This window comes from Streptomyces sp. NPDC002734 (genome assembly GCF_040295685.1).
In the GTDB taxonomy this organism is placed as follows: domain Bacteria; phylum Actinomycetota; class Actinomycetes; order Streptomycetales; family Streptomycetaceae; genus Streptomyces.
Genome location: NZ_JBEOVU010000032.1, coordinates 13,507 through 33,861 on the forward strand (window position 1 = coordinate 13,507; position 20,355 = coordinate 33,861).

Sequence of the window (20,355 nt, forward strand, 5' to 3'; positions counted from 1 at the left end):
CCTGCGGCGCCGGCGCCCAGGGCGGCACCTGCGGCGCCGGTACTCAGGGCGGCACCCTAGGCTCCGGCCATGCTGCCCTACGCGAACAGGCCGTCCGCCGACGCGATCGTCACAGCCGTTCCCGGCCTCGCCCCCTACGCACGGCCGGCGGTCGTCCTCCACCCGACGGAGCGGGCGCCGGCCCTCCACGACAGCTCGATCGCCGGTCCGATGCTCTGGCCCGCGGACGAACCCTGGCCGCACTGCTCCGTGCCCGACGAACGGGAGCCGTCCGGGCTGCCGCCCGTGGCGATGATCCCCGTGGTGCAGGTCTTCCGGCGGGACGCTCCAGGAGACTGGTGGCCGGGAGACGCCGACGTCTTCCAGCTCCTCTGGTGCCCGAACACGCACTGGGATCCTCCGCCTCCGCAGGCGGACGGCAACCCCGTCGTGGAGATCCGATGGCGGCGGGCGGCCGACCTGTCGGGGGATCCCCTCCGGCCCCCGGCCCCCGTGCGGCAGGAGGACGAGGACTACGGCTTCTCGCCGGTGCCGCACACGCTGACACCGGTACCGCTGACGGACTTCCCCGACCCGCAGGAGCTGCCGGACGACATCGCGAAGGACCTCGACCGGCTGGTGGCGGAGACCGGCGGTGACAACGGGGCCGACGTCATCACCCGCGTCGCGGGGTGCAAGTTCGGCGGGTGGCCCACCTGGCACGTGGCCGCCCCCTTGGACGTGCGCTGCCGTGCCTGCGACGCCTCCATGCGTCTGCTGTTCACCGTGGCCAGCGACCACGGCACGGGCATCACCGTCGGCCGGTGGGGAGACCTTCGGGTCTTCGGCTGCCCCGTGGGCACCGGGCACGGCTACGAGATCGACGTCCACGGATAGGGAGCGGCCGCTGCGGCCCCCTCGCCCCCAGGGGGCCATGGCCCTCCGGACGGCGAGACCGGACGGAGAAAGACGAAGGGCGCCCTGCCGCCGGTCCCCCCACGGGCCGACGTACAGGGCGCCCTTCTGTGCCCCGGTGCGGATTCCCCCCACGGGATCCGGGCCCGGGCGTCCACGGGCAGCGCCTGAAACGCTGCGCGCGCCGTCAGGACGGCACGCGTTGTGCGGTCTGCCGGGACCCGTGGCGTCGGGAGGGCCGCTCAAAGCTCCCCGGTCGCACGTGCCCCGGCAACGCAGCTCCGGAGGCGTCCCCCAAGACGTCTCCGCAGATGCCGGTCACACCCCCCAAGATGCTTCCGGCACCGCCAACTTAGACCTTCGAATGCACTGAAGGGTTACGTTGACATCACTGTGATCTGCATCTCCCGCGGTCTCCTGTCCGCGGCGGTTGTCCGGCAGAACGAGCCGGTCAGCGACGCATGAAGATGGCGCGCGAGACTTGTGAAGAGCTTATGTGAGGAACGGGTGGCAGATCCAGAGGACGACGGATTTGCCGCAAGCCGTTTTTCGGTCACCCGGCCGGGCCGCCTGACCAGGGGTGCGGCCCGGTCGGGCGACCGGGCCGGCCGGTCGCGCGGAAAGCCGTGGCGAGGACCGCGCCGCGGACCGTGCCGAAGGCCGTCCGAAGGCCGTCCGCGGGCGCCCCGGGAAGGCGCCCCGGCCGGCTCAGCGGAAGCCGCGCAGCCGCAGGCTGTTGCTGACCACGAACACCGACGAGAAGGCCATCGCGCCACCCGCGATCACCGGGTTCAGCAGCCCCGCCGCCGCCAGCGGCAACGCCGCCACGTTGTAGCCGAAGGCCCAGAACAGGTTGCCCTTGATGGTGGCCAGCGTCCGCCGGGAGAGCCGGATCGCGTCCGCCGCCACCCGCAGGTCCCCGCGGACCAGCGTGAGGTCGCTCGCCTCGATCGCCGCGTCGGTGCCCGTGCCCATGGCCAGGCCCAGGTCCGCCGCCGCCAGCGCCGCCGCGTCGTTGACGCCGTCGCCGACCATGGCCACCGTGCGGCCCTCCGCCTGGAGCCGGCGCACCGCCTCCACCTTGTCCTCGGGCAGGACCTCCGCGACGACGTCCGCCTCGTCGATACCCACCGAGCGGGCCACCGAGACCGCCGCCCGCCGGTTGTCACCGGTCAGCAGCACCGGACGCAGCCCCAGGCGGCGCAGCTCGGCCACCGCCTCCGCGCTGGTCGGCTTCACGGTGTCGGCGACCGCCAGGACCCCGCGCGGCGCGCCGTCCCACGAGACCACCACCGCGGTGCGTCCGGCGTCCTCCGCGGCCTCCTTGGCCCGCTCCAGGGCCTCGGGCAGCTCCGGGGCCGCCCCGTCCGCCGTGAGCCGCCCGACGGTCACCTCACGCCCCTCCACGCGGCCGCGTACGCCCCGGCCGGGCAGGTTGACGAAGTCCTCCACCGCGGGCAGCGGACCCACCCGCTCCTGGGCTCCGGCGGCCACCGCACGCGCCACCGGATGCTCGGAGGCGTGCTCCACCGCGCCCGCCAGGCGCAGCAGCTCCGCCTCCTCGACGCCCTCGGCGGCGTGGGACTCGTGGAGCGTCATCGAGCCGGTGGTGACCGTGCCGGTCTTGTCGAGCACCACGGTGTCCACCCGGCGGGTCGACTCCAGCACCTCGGGGCCCTTGATCAGGATGCCGAGCTGGGCGCCCCGCCCGGTGCCGACCATCAGCGCCGTGGGCGTCGCCAGACCGAGCGCGCAGGGACAGGCAATGATCAGCACCGCCACCGCCGCGGTGAACGCCGCCGTGACGTCGCCGTCGGCCAGCAGCCAGCCGACCAGGGTGCCCAGCGCGATCAGCAGCACCACCGGGACGAAGATCCCCGATATGCGGTCGGCCAGCCGCTGCACCTCGGCCTTGCCGTTCTGCGCCTCCTCGACCAGCTCGGCCATCCGGGCCAGCCGCGTGTCGGAGCCCACCCGGGTGGCCTCCACGACGAGCCTGCCGCCCGCGTTGACGGTCGCCCCGGTGACCGCGTCGCCCACCGAGACGTCCACCGGCGCCGACTCACCGGTCAGCAGCGAGGCGTCCACGGCGGAGGAACCCTCCACCACCACGCCGTCGGTGGCGACCTTCTCACCCGGCCGCACCACGAACCGGTCGCCGACCGCCAGCGCGTCGACCGGGATCCGGGTCTCACGGCCGTCGCGCAGCACCGCGACGTCCTTGGCCCCCAGCTCCATCAGCGCCCGCAGCGCCGCCCCGGCGCGCCGCTTGGAACGCGCCTCCAGCCAGCGGCCCAGCAGGATCAGCGCCGTGACCCCGGCGGCGACCTCCAGGTAGAGCGTCGCGGAGGCGTCGCCGCGGGAGACGGTGAGCGAGAACGCGTGCCGCATGCCGGGCATGCCGGCGTCGCCGAGGAACAGCGCCCACAGCGACCAGCCGAAGGCGGCCAGGGTGCCCAGCGAGACGAGGGTGTCCATGGTGGCCGCGCCGTGCCGGGCGTTGGTCCAGGCGGCGCGGTGGAACGGCAGCGCCCCCCACACCACGACCGGGGCGGCCAGGGTGAGGGAGAGCCACTGCCAGTTGTCGAACTGCAGCGCCGGGATCATCGCCAGGAGCACGACGGGCAGTCCGAGGACCGCGGAGACCGTGAACCGGGTCCGCAGCGCGGTCACCTCGGGGTCGTCGTCCCCCTCGGCCGCCTGCCCGGCGGAGACGTCCGGCCCGGCGGTTCGCGCGGGCGTCGGCGGCGGAGGCGGCTGTGCCGTGTACCCGGTCCTCACCACCGTGTCGACCAGGTCGCCGACCGATACCCCCTCGGGGTAGGAGACCCGGGCCTTCTCGGTGGCGTAGTTGACCGTGGCCTCCACGCCGTCCATCCGGTTGAGCTTCTTCTCGATCCGGGCGGCGCACGAGGCGCAGGTCATGCCGCCGATCAGCAGCTCGACCTCGGAGCGGGGCGCGTCCGCGACCGGGTCCGCCGTCCCGGTCGTGGTGACGGTGCTGGACATTCGGTCCTCCTGGGCGATGACGGGGGTGACGCGGGACGCGGCGTCGCGAGCGTGAGCGCGGGTGTGCGCTGTCGCGCGCGTGCCGCGGGCGGTCAGGCGCGGCCGGCGTACTCGAAGCCGGCCTCGTCCACGGCGGCGCGGACCGCCTCCTCCTCCAGCGGGGCGGCCGAGACCACGGTGACCTCACCGGCCGAGGCGACGGCCTTGACCGACTCCACGCCCGGGATGCGGGAGAGCTCGCCGGAGACCGAGCCCTCGCAGTGGCCGCAGCTCATGCCGGTGACCTTGTAGACGGCGGTGACGGTTCCCTGGGTGTCGGTCGACTGGGTCATGTCGTTACTCCTGATCGATGGGATGGCGTTGTCGCCCTCTGGTACCCAGACTATACCCCCAGGGGGTATACGCCAAAGAAGGAGGCCGGCAGGGCGCGCCGACGGCCGGGGGCCCGCCCGGCGCGGGGTGCCACAACGGCCACGGGCCCGCCAGGACCCGCCGGGCGCGGGGTGTCGGCGCCGGGCTGTGGAGGCACACACTGTGTCGGGAGCGTTCCCCGGCCCGGTCCTGGTGTGATGGACGGTCCGGCGAGCTGTCGACTGCGAAGGAGTCCCGCATGACGAAGACCCTCCAGACCCTCCACCACTGGATCGGCGGCAGGACCGTCGAGGGGACGTCCGGGAGGTTCGGCCCGGTCACCGACCCCGCCACCGGCGCCGTCACCACGCAGGTCGCCTTCGCCACCGCGGAGGAGGTGGACGCGGCCGTCGCCGCCGCCGAGGCGGCGTTCGCCGACTGGGGCCGCTCCTCGCTGGCCGCCCGCACCACGATCCTGTTCAGGTTCCGCGCCCTGGTGGACGCCCACCGCGACGAGATCGCCCGGCTGATCACCGCCGAGCACGGCAAGGTGCACTCCGACGCCCTCGGCGAGGTCGCCCGCGGCCTGGAGATCATCGACCTGGCCTGCGGCATCCCCGTCCAGCTCAAGGGCGAGCTGTCCACCGAGGTGGCGAACCGGGTGGACGTGGCCGCGATCCGCCGGCCGCTGGGCGTGGTCGCCGGCATCACGCCGTTCAACTTCCCCGCCATGGTGCCGCTGTGGATGTTCCCGCTGGCCGTCGCCTGCGGGAACACCTTCGTGCTCAAGCCCTCCGAGAAGGACCCCTCGGCCGCGAACCTGCTCGCCTCGCTGCTCGCGGAGGCCGGCCTGCCGGACGGGGTGTTCAACGTCGTGCACGGCGACCGGGTCGCCGTCGACCGGCTGCTGGAGCACCCGGACGTGCGGGCGGTCTCCTTCGTGGGCTCCACGCCCGTCGCCCGGCACATCCACACCACCGCCGCGGCCCACGGCAAACGCGTCCAGGCGCTCGGCGGCGCCAAGAACCACATGCTGGTGCTGCCCGACGCCGACCTGGACGCCGCCGCCGACGCCGCGGTCTCCGCCGCCTACGGCTCGGCGGGGGAGCGGTGCATGGCGATCTCGGCGGTGGTCACCGTCGGTGCGATCGGCGACGAGCTGGTGCGCCGGATCCGCGAACGCGCCGAGAAGGTCGTGATCGGCCCCGGCCACGACCCGGTCTCCGAGATGGGTCCGCTGATCACCCGCGCCCACCGCGACAAGGTGGCCTCGTACGTGCGGGGCGCCGCCGCGCAGGGTGCCGAGGTGGTCCTGGACGGCACCGGCTTCACCGTCGAGGGGTACGAGGACGGGCACTGGATCGGCATCTCGCTGCTGGACCGGGTGCCGGTCACCGCCGACGCGTACCGCGACGAGATCTTCGGCCCGGTGCTGTGCGTGCTGCGGGCCGAGACCTACGAGGAGGGGCTGGCGCTCGTCAACGCCTCACCGTTCGGCAACGGCGCGGCGATCTTCACCCGTGACGGCGGGGCGGCGCGCCGGTTCCAGATGGAGGTCGAGGCCGGGATGGTGGGCGTCAACGTCCCGATCCCGGTGCCGGTGGGGTACCACTCGTTCGGCGGGTGGAAGGACTCGCTCTTCGGCGACCACCACATCTACGGCAACGACGGCACGCGCTTCTACACCCGCGGCAAGGTCGTCACCACCCGCTGGCCCGACCCGGCCGACACGCCGCCCGGCGTGGACCTCGGCTTCCCCCGCAACCACTGACCCGGCCCGCCGTCCCCGGCTCGCCCCCGTCCCTCTCCCGGGAGGGCGGGGGTGCGCCGGTCAGTGCGCCGCGGCCGTCGGGGACGGGAGGGGGAGGGCGGCGCCCTGGCCCCTCGGGCCCTCGGAACTGACGCCCGGAATCTCCGCCTCCGCGGGGCCCGCGCCGTCCGGCGCGACTCCCGCCGCGTACGTGACCATCAGCGCGGCGACCGTGCACCCCACCCACGCCGCGGTGTACCGCAGCTTCATGCGCCCCACCTCACGACGACCGGACGAACCGGCGAACCCAGAACCGACGGACGGTCATTCGGGCCGGCCCGCCTCGCCCCCGGTGCCGCCGAACCCTTCCCACGACTCTAACCGCCACCACCGACAGGCCCGCAGTCGGTTTTTCGCCACCCCGCATCTTCCCGACGCCTTCACGCCGGACCCGTTGACTCTTCTTTACGCACGAGTAAGTTGGCGGCCCGACACCCGAAACGCCGGACCGGGGAGCGCACATGGGCGTACGCAGCGAGATGAAGCGGGCACGGCGGAGCATGGGCGGCCGCGCCGCCGCCGTGGAGACCGTCCGGGACGAGCAGGGTGTCGTGCGCGAGGCGCGCACCCCCGCCCTGGCCGCGCCGTCCGAACGCGGCAGCATCGCCGACCTGCCGTTCACCAACGCCGCCGAGGCCCCGGACGCCGTGGTGCTCCGCCGCCGCGGCGACGACGGGACCTGGACGCCGGTGACGGCCGAGGAGTTCGCCCGCGAGGTGACCGCCGTCGCCAAGGGGCTGATCGCGGCGGGCCTGGAACCCGGCGGCGGCGTCGCCGTGATGTCGCGGACCCGCTACGAGTGGACCCTGCTGGACTTCGCGGTCTGGGCGGCCGGCGGGCGCACCGTCCCGGTCTACCCGACCTCGGCCCCGGAGCAGGTGGAGTGGATCCTCGAGGACTCCGGCGCCCGCTTCGTCGTCGTGGAGAGCGCCGAACTCGCCGCCGTCGTGCTCCAGGGGACGCAGGCCGCGCCCCCGCGGCTGTGGGAGCTGGACGGGGGCGGCGTCGCCGAACTCGTCGCCCTCGGCAGACGGATACCCGACGCCGCGGTGGCCGAACGCCGCGCCGGCCTCGGCCCGGACAGCGTCGCCACCCTCTGCTACACCTCGGGCACCACCGGGCGCCCCAAGGGCTGCGTCCTCACCCACGCCAACCTGCACGCCGAGGCCGCCAACACCGTCGAGTTGCTCCACCCGGTGTTCAAGGCCGCCACCGGCCGGGCCGCCTCCACCCTGCTCTTCCTGCCGCTGGCCCACATCCTCGGGCGGACCATCCAGATCGCCTGCCAGATGGCCCGTATCGAACTGGGCCACTGCCCCAGCATCAAGCCCGACGAACTGCGGCCCCTGTTCCGGGAGTTCCGGCCCACCTTCCTGGTCGGCGTGCCATACCTGTTCGAGAAGATCCGCGACACCGGCCGGGCCACCGCCGAGAAGATCGGCCGCGGCGCCTCCTTCGACCGCGCCGAACGCCTCGGTGTCCGATTCGCCGAGGCCCACCTGCGCCGCTTCCTCGGGCAGGGCGAAGGTCCCGGCCTCGCCCTGCGGGCCGGCTGGGCGCTCTACGACCTGCTGGTCTACCGCCGCATCCGCAAGGAACTGGGCGGCCGGCTGCGGTACGCCATCAGCGGCGGCTCCCCGCTCGACCGCGAGCTCAACCTGTTCTTCTACGCGGCCGGCGTCCTGGTCTACGAGGGGTACGGCCTCACCGAGACCACCGCCGCCGCCACCGTGGTCCCGCCGCTCGAACCGCGCCCGGGCACCGTCGGACGCCCCGTCCCCGGCACGGCGGTCCGGATCGCCGAGGACGGCGAGGTGCTGGTCGAGGGCGGCATCGTCTTCGGCTCGTACTGGAACAACCCGGAGGCGACCGACGCCGTGCTGCGCGACGGGTGGTTCGCCACCGGTGACCTCGGCGCGCTGGACGAGGACGGCTACCTGACCATCACCGGCCGCAAGAAGGACCTGATCGTCACCTCCGGCGGCAAGAACGTGGCCCCGGCGGTGCTGGAGGACCGGATGCGCAGCCGGTCGCCGGTCGGCCAGTGCATGGTGGTCGGCGACAACCGCCCGTTCGTGGGCGCGCTGGTCACCCTGGACCCGGAGGCCGTCGCCCACTGGCTCCAGGTGCGGGGCAGGCCGGCCGACACCCCGATGTCCGAGGTGGTCCGGGACGAGCGGATCCGGGCCGAGGTGCAGAAGGCCGTCGACCACGCCAACCGGGCGGTCTCCCGGGCGGAGTCGGTGCGCTCCTTCGTCCTCGTCGAGGGGGAGTGGAACGAGGAGAACGGGCTGCTCACGCCGTCCCTCAAGGTCAAGCGGCACGCGGTCGCGGAGGCGTACAAGGAGCAGATCGAGGAGCTGTACCGCAGGACGCCCTGAGGGGCTGATGATTTGTCACACTACACCTGGCATTCGGGTGAATTCCCGGTTCGGGTGCTCTGCGGAGTTTCCTCCTGGCGGTCACCTCGTTCTACTTCTCGGCAGGTCATGGTGCGAGCCGCTCGTGAGCTCGCTCGGTTCAGGCCGACACACTCGGTTCAGGCCGACACAGGGGCATGACCGTTGAGAAGGGAAACTTCATGAAGAAGAGCATTGCAGTCGTTGCGGGCGCCCTGATGGCGGCTTCCATCGCCGCCCCGGCCTTCGCCGACGCCGAGGCCGAGGGCCAGGCCGTCGGTTCCCCGGGTGTGCTCTCCGGCAACGTCATCCAGGTGCCGGTCGAGGTCGCGCTGAACCTGTGCGGCAACACGATCAACGTCATCGGCCTGCTGAACCCCGCCATCGGCAACTTCTGCAGCATCAACTGACGTACCGGCCACTCGGCAGTACCCGGGCCGGCTCCAACGTGCCCTCGGGGTATGCCGGAGCCGGCCCTCCCCGATTCTCCGAGCAGGAAGATCATCAGTAGTGCGACAGTCTCTGAGCAGGGGCGCGGTCATGGCCGCCGCCGCAACCGGCCTCCTCGCCGCCTACGGCGCCCCGGCCTTCGCCGACTCCGAGGCGGAGGCGCAGGCCGCCAACTCCCCCGGTGTCGTGTCCGGCAACGTGATCCAGGTGCCGGTCAACGTGCCGATCAACGTCTGCGGCAACACGATCGACGTCATCGCCCTCCTCAACCCCGCGGTCGGCAACACCTGCCTGACCGACGTCGAGGCGGACGACGACGACGGCCGCGGGAACCCGGGTGGCGGCCACCACCCGCACCACCCGGACAACCCGCCCGGCTACGGCCACGAGGAGCCTCCGGGCGGCGGCCAGGAGAACCCTCCGGGCGACAACGAGAAGCCTCCGGCCCCCGGCCAGGAGAACCCGCCCACCGACGACCAGAAGCCTCCGGCCGACGACCGCTCGGTGCCGCCCGCCCCGGTGCCGCACGGCCACGACGGCCCGCAGCTGGCCGAGACCGGCGCCGCCGGGACCGCCGCGGCGGCCGCCGCGGCCGCCGCGCTCATCGGCGGTGGCGCCCTGCTGTACCGCCGCGGACGCGTCGGCGCCTGCTGACCTGCCCCACGGCTCGCCACCGGCCGCCCTTCCGTCATTCCCGCGGAGGGGCGGCCGGTCCGCGTAGGGGGCCCCTTTCGGCCGGGTGCGCGCCGGTGGGGTTTCCCCGAGCGATGTGGCTCGTTGGGCACGGAGAGTCGAAAGCCCGTCGTGGCGGCACGCGTCGCCGGTCCGCCACGGCATGAAAGGAACACGATGAAGTCTCTGAAGGCAGCCGCCGTCCTCGTCGGTTCGCTGGCCGCCGCGGCCGGTGTCTCCGGGACCGCCTCCGCCGCCGAGGAGCCCGGCTCCGCGCTGGGCTCGGTCACCGAGCTCGCGGGTCCGCTGATGCCGATCCAGCACCAGGAAGGTGGGAACCTCCTCGACACCGAGTCCGAGGGCTCCCCGCTCAACGCGGTCAACGGCATGACGGAGCAGCTGAACAAGAACGGCGGCGGACTGCTCGGCGGTCTTCCCGCCGGCGGCTGACGCCTGCCGGGAGCTCGCCGGCCGGGCCGGTTCCGCCGGAAGGGCGGAGCCGGCCCACGCCTGTTCCCCCGCCGCCGCCCGTCCTCCCGTGCCGCCCGCCCGGCCGGGAGTCTTCGCACGTCACCACCGACGGATCTGCTGGAGAACCACGATGCCCGTCCTGAGGAGCCGGCGGGGCGCACTGCGTCTCCTGCTGGCGACGGCGTTCGCCGCCGTGACCGCACCGGTCGTCGCCGCGGCCGCCTCCCGGCCGCAGACCGCCCACTCCCCGGCTCCCTCCCCGGCCGGGGGCGGGCCGCGCGCGGACCGGCACCACCGGGGAGCGCCCGGGGCGCCCGGCGCCGCCGCCGAAGCCGTCTTCGACGAGGTCTACCGGGGCCGCCGGATCCACGGCTTCCGCAGCCGCACCCGCGTCGCCTCCTCCGGGACCGGCACGGACTGGCACGTCACGCTGGACGACCAGCCGCTGCACCTGATGCGCCGTGCCGACGGCTCGTACCTGAGCATGGTCGACCACTACGGCTCCTACCCCACCCCCAGGGAGGCGGCCCGCGCCGCCGTGGACCAACTGCGGCCCGGGGAACGGCTCAGCGGCCTCTCCCACGGTTCCGCGGGCGGCGCGGGCGTTCCCAGGACCGGCGGGGCCACGGGGGAGGGGCACGGGCATGGTGTACACGCGTAAGAACGTCGGCAGACTCACCACCGGGGAGCGCCGCCGGTTCGTCGGGGCGGTCCTGGAGCTCAAACGCCGGGGTGAGTACGACCGGTTCGTGCTGACGCACATCGAGCACTTCGCCCCCGACGGGGAGAGCGGTCTGCGCGCCGCCCACATGACCCCGTCGTTCCTGCCCTGGCACCGTCTCTTCCTGCTGGAGTTCGAGGAGGCGCTGCAGCGGATCGACTCCGCCGTGACGCTGCCCTACTGGGACTGGACCAGGAACCGCAGCGCCGCCGGGACGCCGTGGACCGAGGACCTGCTGGGCGGCAACGGCCGACGCTCCGACCGCCAGGTGACCACCGGGCCGTTCGCCCGCCGCGAGGGCTGGGTCCTCGACGTGAACGTCACCGACACCGACTACCTCACCCGTGACCTCGGCCGGTCGCACGATCCGATCGCGCTGCCCACGGCGCGCGACGTCGCCTCGGCGCTGCAGGACCCGGTGTACGACGCCGCGCCCTGGGACTCGACCGCGACGCGCGGCTTCCGCAACAAGATCGAGGGCTGGGGCCGCGGCGCGGGCTCGGCCTCCTGGCGCAACCACAACCGGGTGCACCGCTGGATCGGCGGCACGATGCTGGGGGCCGCGTCCGTCAACGACCCGGCGTTCTGGCTCCACCACGCCTACGTCGACCTGTTGTGGACCCGCTGGCAGCAGCGGCACCGCCGCTCCCGGTACCTGCCGGCCCGGCCGCCGGGGCGGCGCGACAGCCAGTTCGGCCGCATCGTCGCGCGCTCGGAGCCGGTCCCGCCCTGGGAGTTCACCCCGGCCGAGATGGAGAACGTCGCGGAGATCTACGTCTACGCCTGACGACGGCCTCCCGCCCGTGCCCCGTGCCCGTGCCCCGTGCCCGTGCCCCGTGGCCCCTCGCGGGCCTCGGGGCTCCGGGGCACCACGGGCGCTCAGCGCGGTCCGGACGCGCGGGAGGGCCCCGACGGGGAAACCGTCGAGGCCCTCTTCGCATTACCGCAAGAGCGGAGCGGCTTGGTCAGCGACCGTAGCCGTGGCTCTTGTTGTGGTGGTCCTTCTTGCCATGGTCCTTCTCGAACTCGCTGTCGATCGCGCAGACGTTGCCCGCGGACGGGTTCAGCAGGCCGATGACGTTGATGGTGTTGCCGCACAGGTTGATCGGGACGTTGATCGGAACCTGGATCACGTTGCCCGAGATGACACCCGGGGAACCGACGGCCTGGCCCTCGGCCTCGGCGTCCGCCAGCGCCATGCCGGCGCCACCCAGAACCACAGCACCCGTGCCCAGAGCGACAACGGCAGCCTTCGCGATGCGAGACATCACGTACTCCTTCTTACTCGGTGAGGTCGGCAGCAGGTCAACGCCGCCGCACTCCCCCTTCAACGCGCCTCGGTCGTCCTGGTAACGGCATGGTTCGAGGCAATCACCCGTTTTGAACAGGAGGGCGTCACCGATGGACGAACCATGCCTCCGAACAGGCGGAACACCACCGCCGGACGGGTGAATCATGCCTCCGGAGAGAAACGTCCGGGCGGTTCGCCGGTCGCGATTCCGGAGATCCGTGAAGATCCGCCCGGGTGTCCGAGGGCTCGCCTACCGTGACGCCATGACCCAGGACACGGGCGTCCAGCCCTACTACGCGAGCAACGCGGCCGACCTCGGTGAGCGGTACGGGGGCGTGCCCTTCGAGAAGATCCACGCCGACGTGCTGGACCTGCTCCCGCCCGCACCGGCCCGGGTGGCCGACATCGGCGCGGGCACGGGGCGCGACGCCCAGGCGCTGGCGGCGCGCGGCCACGAGGTGGTGGCGGTGGAGCCGGTCCGCGAGATGCGCGAGGTGGCCCGGCTGCGGCACCCGGCCCCCGGAGTGACCTGGGTCGAGGACTCCCTTCCCCGCCTGGAACGGCTGACCGGCCGGTTCGACCTGATCATGGCGACGGCGGTGTGGATGCACCTCACGTCCGGGCAGCGGTCCGCCGCCATGGCCCGTCTGGCCGAACTCCTCGCCCCGCGTGGCCTGCTGGTCCTCTCCCTGCGCCGCGGCGCCCCGCCGCGGGACAGGGTGATGTTCGACGTCCCCGCCGAGGAGGCGGCCGCCCACGCCGCCGAGCAGGGGCTGGAGCTCGCGCGCCTCACGGAGAACCACACGGACGGGCTGGGCCGGGCCGAGGTGTGGTGGCAGACGCTCGTCGTGCGGAGGCCGGAGTGACGGCGGGGGAGAGCCGGGTGCCGTGACCGTCGCCCACGGCGTGGCCGCGGCGACCGGCGTGCTGGAGGAACTCCGCGGGCTTCTGCCGCTCACGGTCGCCGGCGCCGCGCGGTGCTTCGCGGCGAACGGGTGGACGCCGGGCGGCCGGTCCCGTTCCGGGGACGGCGTCCCGACGGGCTGGGACAAGGACGGCGTCCGGGCGTGGATCCTGCCGTTCGACGACGGGGCGATCGAGGTCTCGTTCGCCGTCTGGATCCGCGACGTCGACGCCTCGGGCTACTTCGACGACGTGGACGCCGTCCACGAGGAGAGCGAACGGGTGCTGGCCGCGGTGGTACCGCTGATCGAGCGATCCTCGCTCGCGGGACGCCTCACCCCGACCGGGCGGAAGGCGACCGGCGAGGACGAGTACATCGCGCTGCGCGGATGGAACCTGGAGGGCCGCGCCCTCACCGCCGGCGCCGTCCAGCACGACGGCGACCTGCCGGTGATGGTCGTGATCACCCTGGAGCAGCCGGCGTGATCGCGCCGCCGGGTCGATGCCCGGCAAGGCGCTTGGCCCAGCGCTGCGGCGATCGGGGCCGGAAAAAAGAATGACCAGCGTTTCCGCTGGTCAGGAGGTGTGAGCGCCCCCGGCAGGACTCGAACCTGCGGCCAAGCGCTTAGAAGGCGCCTGCTCTATCCACTGAGCTACGGGGGCCGGTGTGCCGGCCTCTGTCGTGGTGCCCGGGTCCGGGCATGTCCGTGACGTTGCCGGGGACAAGGATAGGCGTCCCATCCTGCGCGTCCCCATCGCCTCGCCTCCGTGGCTCCTTGTGGAGGTTCGGTGAAGCGGTCCTGATGATCCCAGGCAGTACCGGTTCGCGCAGCGCTTTTCGCGCCTGACGCGCCGGGTGTTGTGCACTCGTTATGCATGCGACCCGGTCGTCCCTTCGGTATCCGGAGACGGCGGCACGCAGACATGCCCATATGCTTCAGAAAGTCCGTAAAGTTGGGCATTCTTCACATGTGGTGACCTTGGACGTACGGCCTCAGCTGCTCGACGCTCTTTCCGCCCTGCGGGACCGCGTCGCCGCCGCACGCTTCCCGCTGCCGCTGGCGGGCGCCCCACGGGCCCGGGCCAACCGGGACGAGTTGCTCGCCCAGCTCGACGACTACCTGGTGCCGCGCCTGCGGGATCCGGAGGCTCCGCTGCTCGCGGTGATCGGCGGTTCGACCGGTGCGGGGAAGTCGACCCTGGTCAACTCCCTGGTGGGCCGGCAGGTCAGCGAGGCCGGGGTGCTCCGGCCGACCACCCGCACCCCGGTGCTGGTCTGTCACCCGGAGGACTGCCACTGGTTCAGCGGCATGCGGGTGCTGCCCCGGCTCGCCCGGGTCAGGGGAGACGACCCGGCCGAGGATCCGGTGCCGGGCCGGCGCGGAGGCCTGCGCGTGACCCGGACCGGACGGGGCGAACGCAAGGGCGGCGCCGCGACGCAGCGGGCGCTGCGGATCGAGACGGCCGAGACGCTCCCGCGCGGGCTCGCCCTGATCGACGCCCCGGACGTGGACTCCCTGGTCGCCGAGAACCGGGTGCTGGCCGCCGAACTGGTCTGCGCCGCCGACGTCTGGATCATGGTGACCACCGCCTCCCGGTACGCCGACGCGGTGCCCTGGAACATGCTGCGCGCCGCCAAGCAGTACGACGTCACGCTGGTCACCGTCCTCGATCGGGTGCCGCACCAGGTGGTGAACGAGGTGTCGCGCCAGTACGCGGCGCTGCTCACCAAGGCCGGACTGGGCGACGTGCCCCGCTTCACGGTGCCGGAGCTGCCCGAGTCGGCCTCCGGCGGGGGCCTGCTGCCGGCCACCGCCGTTGCGCCGCTGCGCGAGTGGCTGACCGGGCTCGCCGAGGACCCGGCGGCCCGCGGCCACGCCGTGACCCGCACCGCCCGGGGCGTGCTGGACTCGCTGCGGACCCGCATGCCGGAGCTGGCCGGAGCCGCGGCCGCGCAATACGCCGCCGCGCTGCGGCTCACCAACGCCGTGGACAAGGCGTACGAGGCCGAGCACACCCGGGTCCGCGGCCGCATCCAGGCCGGCGCCGTTCTCGCCGGGGACGCGCTCAAGCGGTGGCGGGCCTACCCCCTCGACTGCGACCCCGCGGAGCTGCTCGACGCGCTCTGCGACAGCCTGACCGAGCTGCTGCTGTGCGCCGTGACCGCCGCCGACGAACGCGCCGACGAGACCTGGCGGCGGGAGCCGGCGGCCGGAGCGCCCGGCCTGCTCGGTGACGCCCCGCCGGACGGCGGCGAGAGCGCGGAGCACCGCATCGGGATGGCCGTGCGGCGCTGGCGGCGGGAGATCGAGGAGTACGCCGAGGATGAGGTGCGCGAACTGGAACGCGCAGCCGCGCCGGACCCGGAGGCGGTGGCCGCGCTGGCGGTCACCGCCCTGCTGGGCGGCCGCCGCGCCCGCTCCTCCGGCGAACGGCTGGCCGAACGGATCGGCCCGCACGGGGCGCTGAGGCTGCGTGACCGAGGATCGCGGCTGCTCACCTCCCTGGTGGACCGCGTGATCGGCGCCGAACGCGAACGCCGGCTGTCGCCGCTGGAGGCCCTCGACGTGCACGCAGAACCGCAGGCCGAACTGATCGCCGCGCTGTCCGTACTGCAGAAGGAGAGGTGACCGGTGACCGCCGTCACTGACCACGACCCGACGGACCGCCCCGACCGACCCGACCGTCCCGGCGAGGGGGGCGACCCCGGCCGGGAACCCGACGGACGGGGGAGCCGGGAGAGCGCCCACGCCGACGAGGAGGCGGACCCGGCCGCCGGCCACGGGACGGACTCCGACGTGAACCCGCACGTGAACTCCGACGCGGGCGACGGCGCGGGCGACGGCGGCGCGTTCGGGCGTGACGCCTCGCGCCGGCGGACCTCCGCCCGCCGTGACACGCCGCGGAACGACGACGGGACGCCCGGCGGTAGCCGCCCGGAGGGCGGCGGCCGTGACGCCGACCCGCGAGAGGCGCGCGAGGAGCGGGGGACCCACGAGACGCGTGTGGCGCCGGAGGAACCCGGGACGCGCGAGGGGCACGTGACGCGTGAGGAACGTGAGGCGCAGGAGACTGAGGAGGACCCGGGCGGGGTTCCCGGGACGCACGTGCGCAGGGTCCGGGTCGAGACGCCAGGAACGGTCCGCCCCAGGGTCGACGCAGCCGGCGGCGGGGTCCGGGCCGAGGACCGCTTCGGGGTCCGCAGGGGCGCCGCCGCACCCGGATTCCCCGGCCCCGGCGGGTCGCTCGTCCGCCGTGCCGGCCTCGCCACCACCGCCCCGCGGCCACCCGGCTCCCCGCCGCTGATCTCCCGGGTGACGCCGTCCGCCCCCGCCGCCTCCACGCCGCAGGCGGCCGAACCGGTCTACGGGAGCCAGCTCCGGGGCCGGCTCGAGGCGTTGCGTGAGCTGATCGGCATGTCCAGGGCGCGCCTGGACAGCCGGGTCCTCGCCGAGGCCGGTCAGGTCCTGGACCGGGCCGCGGAGCGCGGCGCGCTCTCCGGCCGGCACACCGTCGTCGCCATCGCGGGCGCCAGCGGCAGCGGCAAGTCGCAGCTGTTCAACGCCCTGGCCGGGGTCGCCATCTCGGAGACCGGCGTCCGGCGCCCCACCACCGCCGCCGCGCTGACCTGCAGCTGGAGCGACGGCGCGGCCCCGCTGATCGACCGCCTCGGCATCCCCGGACGCCTGCGCCGCCGCCCGCTGCAGAACGCGGAGGACGAGCAGCGGCTGAACGGTCTGGTCCTGGTCGACCTGCCGGACCACGACTCGGCCGCCGTCCAGCACCGCGAGCAGGTCGACCGGCTGCTGAAGCTGGTCGACGCGGTGATCTGGGTGGTCGACCCGGAGAAGTACGCCGACGCGGTTCTCCACGAGCGGTACCTGCGGCCGATGGCCGGGCACGCGGAGATCACCTTCGTCGTGCTCAACCAGGTCGACCGGCTGTCCGGGGAGGCCGCCGACCAGGTCCTCGACGACCTGCGACGGCTGCTCGACGAGGACGGCATCGCCCTCAGCGAGCACGGGGAGCCCGGCGCGACCGTGCTGGCGCTGTCCGCGCTGACCGGCGACGGCGTGGACGACCTGAAGGACGCCCTCGGCCGGTTCGTGCGCGAACGGGGCGCCGCCGCCCGGCGCATCGCCGCCGACGTGGACGCCGCGGCGGCCCGGCTGCGGCCCGCCTACACCACGGGCGCGCGAGCCGGGCTCAGCGAGGAGGCGCAGGACGAGTTCGCCGACGGACTGGCCGCGGCGGTGGGCTCCCGGGCCGCCGGCGAGGCCGCCGAACGCGCCTGGATGCGCGGCGCCAACCAGGCCTGCGGCACGCCGTGGCTGCGGCTGTGGCGCTGGTACCAGGGGCGGCGCGCCCCGCTCACCACCCGGCGGTTCGCCGTGAGCCAGCCCGCCGACGACGAGGCGACGGCCCGGCAGCGGGTGGAACAGGCGGTGCGCACGGTGACCGAACGCGCCTGCCGGGGCATGCCCGAACCCTGGGCGCAGGCGGTGCGCGAGGCCGCGCTGCGGGCCGCCGAGGGGCTGCCCGAGGAACTGGACGAACTGTCCCGGAGGTCGGCGCCGCCCGGACGCACGCCGAGGCCCTTCTGGTGGCCCGCGGCGGTGCTGGTGCAGGCGGCGATGACGCTGGTCCAGGTCGTCGGCGGACTCTGGCTGCTGGGACAGATCGTCGGCGTGCTCGGCGCCGAACTGGGCGTCCCGGTCCTGCTGATGGTGATCGGCATCGTGGGCGGGCCGGCGGTCGAGTGGGCCTGCCGGGCGGCCGCGCGGGCCCCCGCGCGGCGCTACGGACTGGAGGCCGAACTGCTGCTGCGCGAGGCGGCCGAGGAGTGCGGCCGGATCAAGGTGCTGGAGCCGATCGCCGACGAGGTCGCCCGCCACCGCGAGGTGCGCGAGCAGTACGGGGTGGTCAGCGGGGCCGTGCCGGTGGGCGCCGGCGGCCTCGGCGGCAGCCGTTCACCCTCCCGGGTGGGGGAGTTGTCCACAGTCTCGCTCTGAGTCCACAGCCCGCGACGGGCCCGTCCCTTCGGCCGCACCCTGGTGGGGAAGCCGAACGGGACGGGCCCGTCGGCGTCCTGGGCGAAAGGGACGAGCCATGAACGAGACGGTGATCTGCGCGGTGGGGAACGTGGCGACGCAACCGGTCCACCGGGAGGACGAGCGGGGTCACGTCGCCCGCTTCCGGCTGGCCGCCACACCCCGCTACTGGGACCGGGAGAAGGCCATGTGGGTGGACGGGCACACCAACTTCTTCACGGTGTGGACCCGCCGCTCCCTGGCGGCGAACGTGGCCGCCTCGCTGTCGGTGGGGGACCCGGTGGTGGTCCACGGCAGGCTCAAGGTGCGCACCGAGACGCGCGACGGCCAAAGCCGCATTGACGCGGACATCGAGGCGGCCGCGGTGGGACACGACCTGGCCCGCGGCACCTCGGCGTTCCGTCGCACCACCCGGACCGAGGCGCCGGCCCAGGCCCCGCCGCACGACGCCGGGGCAGGCGCGACCCGGCAGGCCCCGGGGGCGCGACAGGCGGCCGCGTGGACCCGGCCGGGTGCGCCTCCCGGCGTGCCGGACGATCCGTGGGGCGTACAAGCGTCGACGGGCGCGGCCCTGTTGACATGACGTCACCGGAGGTCGTCCGGGTTGGCTCCGGTTGGTCCCGCTTCGGGCGGTAACAATTGCGAGTCGGAACCTCTCCCGTACCAGGCTTCCCGCGGGACGCCGCCGGGGCTTCCCTAGGATGCCGGAGTGGGTCATGGGTCGATGACGCCGCGTACGGCTCCCGAGGCCCGCGTCACCAGGCCCTGACCGGAGGGGAGTTCCGTGAGTTCGTCGTCGTCGCAGACGGGGCGCGCGCGCCGGTCCGGCGCGGTCCGTGGCGCCGTGGTGTCGTTGCTGTCCGGCCTGCTCGCCGTTCAGGGCGCGGCCGTCGCGGTCGCCGCCACCGGTGATGCGGGCGGTCCCACGACGCCGCAGTGGAACGCGGGCGGGGCCTCGGCCGTCGCCGGCGACCTGCGCGCGTTCGGCACAGCGGTGATCCACGGCGAGGACGGCGACCGGGAGGTCCCGGCCGGGCTGTTCGAGCTCTCCGTGGACGGCGGCGGAACCCTGCAGACCTACGGCGTCGACATCGAGCGCACCACCCAGCCGGGCGTCGTCTATCAGGAGAGCGACTGGCGGGGCACCTCGCTCGCGGGCAACCGCGACGCCGGACGGATCGTCTGGGTGCTGCGGCACTCCTACCCGCAGGTCGACGACCTCGCCGACCTCGCCGAGCGGGCCCGCGCCAAGGGGCTGACCGAGCAGGACGCCGCGGCCGGCACGCAGGTCGCCGTCTGGCGCCTCTCCGACGGCGCCGACGTGACGGCCGCCGACCCGCAGGCCGAGCGGCTCGCCGACTACCTGGTGAAGAACGCCCGCACGCAGAAGGAGCCCCGCGCCTCCCTCCGGCTCGACCCGCCCGCGGCCGCCGGGCGGCCCGGCGGCCTCATGGGGCCGCTCACCGTCCGCACCGGCGCCGACGACGTGACGGTGCTGCCGCCCGCCGACAACAGCCCGGCGTGGATCACCGACAGGGACGGCGGAACCCTCGAGACGGTGGACGACGGCGACAAGCTGTACGTCGACGTCCCGGCCGAGGCCGACGACGGAGCGGCGACGCTCACCGTCGAGGCCACCACCACCGTGCCGGTCGGGCGGGCCCTCACCTCCGACAGCCGCAGCCAGGCCCAGGTGGTCGCCGCCTCCAGTGAGACCACCGTGCGCGCCACCGCCACCGCGGCGTGGCGCCGCGGCGGCGCCGTGCCCGCCGTGTGGGGGCGCGAGCGCTGCGAGGCGGAGGGGTCCGGCAAGGCGTCCGGCCTCGACGTCACCCTGCTCAACCGGGGCGACGAGGACCTCGCCTACCGGGTGGCCGGCGCCGACTACGTGCTGGCCCCGGGCGAGCGGCGCACGGTCTCCCAGCCGCTGGCCGAGGACCAGGCGTACACCGTCGGCGTGGAGGCGGCGGACGGCGCGACGATGCGCCCGGTCGTCTTCGGCGGCGTCCTCGACTGCCTCACCGAGAGCGCCGCGGCGGCCTCGGTGCGGACCCGGACGGCTTCCGGGGCGCCCAGCCCGCTGCCCACCGCCGCACCCCCGGCAGGCGAGGACCTCGCCACCACCGGCGGAGGCGACGGCACCGAACTGTTCATCTCGATCGGCGCGGGCCTCCTCGTCGTCGGCGCCGCGGTCCTCAGCGTCGCCCGCCGCCCCCGCGAGGACGCCCACCCCGAGTGACGGACCGGCGACGCTGCGCGCGCTCGCCGCGCGGCGTCGCCCGGACGGGCCGTTTTCGTCCTGGGGTGGCGGTACGGCAAGATGGGGTGTATCT

18 protein-coding genes and 1 tRNA gene are annotated in these 20,355 nt (G+C 74.3%); 14 read left to right on the forward strand and 5 right to left on the reverse strand.

The features are described 5' to 3' along the window. The first annotated feature begins 69 nt into the window (after window positions 1–69). Entirely contained in the window at window positions 70–876 is an 807-nt protein-coding gene (locus ABT026_RS24920) for a hypothetical protein (protein WP_351117380.1), read from the forward strand. Window positions 877–1,602: 726 nt separating this feature from the next. Here ABT026_RS24920 and ABT026_RS24925 read toward each other — a convergent pair. Further along, window positions 1,603–3,903: a heavy metal translocating P-type ATPase gene (locus ABT026_RS24925; RefSeq protein ID WP_351117381.1), complete on the reverse strand. Its 2,301-nt coding sequence runs from the start codon at window positions 3,901–3,903 to the stop codon at window positions 1,603–1,605. Window positions 3,904–3,995: 92 nt separating this feature from the next. Beyond that, the gene (locus tag ABT026_RS24930; protein WP_108955267.1) at window positions 3,996–4,235 is read right to left on the reverse strand and encodes a heavy-metal-associated domain-containing protein; all 240 of its coding nucleotides are present in this window, start codon (window positions 4,233–4,235) and stop codon (window positions 3,996–3,998) included. A gap of 278 nt (window positions 4,236–4,513) precedes the next feature. Between ABT026_RS24930 and mmsA the strand changes: the two genes are divergently transcribed. Continuing rightward, on the forward strand, window positions 4,514–6,025 hold the full coding sequence (gene mmsA / locus ABT026_RS24935) for a CoA-acylating methylmalonate-semialdehyde dehydrogenase (protein WP_351117382.1): 1,512 nt from the start codon (window positions 4,514–4,516) through the stop codon (window positions 6,023–6,025). A gap of 60 nt (window positions 6,026–6,085) precedes the next feature. Here mmsA and ABT026_RS24940 read toward each other — a convergent pair whose 3' ends face one another. Next, window positions 6,086–6,274: a hypothetical protein gene (locus tag ABT026_RS24940; protein WP_351117383.1), complete on the reverse strand. Its 189-nt coding sequence runs from the start codon at window positions 6,272–6,274 to the stop codon at window positions 6,086–6,088. A 251-nt stretch (window positions 6,275–6,525) separates the two neighbouring features. On the opposite strand from ABT026_RS24940, the gene ABT026_RS24945 reads away from it, so the two are divergent. The 6 genes from ABT026_RS24945 to ABT026_RS24970 all read left to right on the forward strand — a co-directional run bounded on the left by ABT026_RS24945 (window position 6,526) and on the right by ABT026_RS24970 (window position 11,564). Next, window positions 6,526–8,445 carry an AMP-dependent synthetase/ligase gene (locus ABT026_RS24945; protein WP_351117384.1) on the forward strand — a complete coding sequence of 640 codons (1,920 nt, stop codon included), beginning with the start codon at window positions 6,526–6,528 and terminating at the stop codon, window positions 8,443–8,445. Window positions 8,446–8,645: 200 nt separating this feature from the next. Then, the gene (locus tag ABT026_RS24950; protein WP_108955271.1) at window positions 8,646–8,873 is read left to right on the forward strand and encodes a chaplin; all 228 of its coding nucleotides are present in this window, start codon (window positions 8,646–8,648) and stop codon (window positions 8,871–8,873) included. Between the two features lie 130 nt (window positions 8,874–9,003). After that, the gene (locus ABT026_RS24955; protein ID WP_351117385.1) at window positions 9,004–9,567 is read left to right on the forward strand and encodes a chaplin; all 564 of its coding nucleotides are present in this window, start codon (window positions 9,004–9,006) and stop codon (window positions 9,565–9,567) included. Between the two features lie 195 nt (window positions 9,568–9,762). Then, the gene (locus tag ABT026_RS24960; RefSeq protein ID WP_351117386.1) at window positions 9,763–10,035 is read left to right on the forward strand and encodes a hypothetical protein; all 273 of its coding nucleotides are present in this window, start codon (window positions 9,763–9,765) and stop codon (window positions 10,033–10,035) included. Window positions 10,036–10,186: 151 nt separating this feature from the next. After that, window positions 10,187–10,717, forward strand: a complete 531-nt coding sequence (locus ABT026_RS24965) for a tyrosinase family oxidase copper chaperone (protein ID WP_351117387.1) — start codon at window positions 10,187–10,189, stop codon at window positions 10,715–10,717. After that, a complete protein-coding gene (locus tag ABT026_RS24970) occupies window positions 10,701–11,564 on the forward strand; it encodes a tyrosinase family protein (RefSeq protein ID WP_351117388.1) in 864 nt (287 codons plus the stop codon). Before ABT026_RS24965 ends, ABT026_RS24970 begins: the two co-directional genes overlap by 17 nt. Window positions 11,565–11,742: 178 nt before the next feature. On the opposite strand, the gene ABT026_RS24975 is transcribed toward ABT026_RS24970, so the two are convergent. Next, entirely contained in the window at window positions 11,743–12,045 is a 303-nt protein-coding gene (locus ABT026_RS24975) for a chaplin (RefSeq protein ID WP_351117389.1), read from the reverse strand. 286 nt (window positions 12,046–12,331) lie between these two features. Between ABT026_RS24975 and ABT026_RS24980 the strand changes: the two genes are divergently transcribed. Next, the gene (locus ABT026_RS24980) at window positions 12,332–12,934 is read left to right on the forward strand and encodes a class I SAM-dependent methyltransferase (protein ID WP_351117390.1); all 603 of its coding nucleotides are present in this window, start codon (window positions 12,332–12,334) and stop codon (window positions 12,932–12,934) included. A 22-nt stretch (window positions 12,935–12,956) separates the two neighbouring features. Beyond that, the gene (locus ABT026_RS24985; protein ID WP_351117391.1) at window positions 12,957–13,457 is read left to right on the forward strand and encodes a hypothetical protein; all 501 of its coding nucleotides are present in this window, start codon (window positions 12,957–12,959) and stop codon (window positions 13,455–13,457) included. Window positions 13,458–13,561: 104 nt separating this feature from the next. Here the strand turns inward: ABT026_RS24985 and ABT026_RS24990 are convergent. Beyond that, window positions 13,562–13,634, reverse strand: a tRNA-Arg gene (locus ABT026_RS24990). Window positions 13,635–13,942: 308 nt separating this feature from the next. Here ABT026_RS24990 and ABT026_RS24995 point away from each other — a divergent pair. The 4 genes from ABT026_RS24995 to ABT026_RS25010 all read left to right on the forward strand — a co-directional run bounded on the left by ABT026_RS24995 (window position 13,943) and on the right by ABT026_RS25010 (window position 20,261). Next, entirely contained in the window at window positions 13,943–15,601 is a 1,659-nt protein-coding gene (locus tag ABT026_RS24995) for a dynamin family protein (RefSeq protein ID WP_351117392.1), read from the forward strand. A 3-nt stretch (window positions 15,602–15,604) separates the two neighbouring features. Then, a complete protein-coding gene (locus ABT026_RS25000; RefSeq protein WP_351117393.1) occupies window positions 15,605–17,983 on the forward strand; it encodes a GTPase in 2,379 nt (792 codons plus the stop codon). A gap of 97 nt (window positions 17,984–18,080) precedes the next feature. Continuing rightward, window positions 18,081–18,605: a single-stranded DNA-binding protein gene (locus tag ABT026_RS25005; RefSeq protein WP_351117394.1), complete on the forward strand. Its 525-nt coding sequence runs from the start codon at window positions 18,081–18,083 to the stop codon at window positions 18,603–18,605. Between the two features lie 201 nt (window positions 18,606–18,806). Next, the gene (locus ABT026_RS25010) at window positions 18,807–20,261 is read left to right on the forward strand and encodes a thioester domain-containing protein (RefSeq protein ID WP_351117395.1); all 1,455 of its coding nucleotides are present in this window, start codon (window positions 18,807–18,809) and stop codon (window positions 20,259–20,261) included. Window positions 20,262–20,355 lie beyond the last annotated feature (94 nt).